At 47.9% G+C, this 236-nt stretch carries 1 protein-coding gene; it reads right to left on the reverse strand.

Features of this window, described 5'->3' with window-relative positions:
* A partial coding sequence (locus SB775_RS33850; protein ID WP_410865674.1) for a cation:dicarboxylate symporter family transporter occupies nt 1-236 on the reverse strand: 236 nt, incomplete at both ends.

Genomic DNA, 236 nt, shown 5'->3' on the forward strand with positions numbered 1-236 from the left:
GTCGGAATAATGTTGAGGAGAAGCGTCTTGCCATCTAGCACTTTCGATGTATTGGACGCGATTGTGGACAAGTCTGCCTGTGGAAGATTTGTCAGGTCTACACCCTTGCCAGGCTTTACAATATTGGCGATCGCAAGTCCGATGAACAGGATGAGTGTCGTGATCAATTCAAACCAGATTACGGTTTTTACTCCGATTCTGCCCATTCGTTTGATGTCGCCAATCCCGGCTATCCC

The organism is Peribacillus sp. SIMBA_075 (assembly GCF_046534585.1).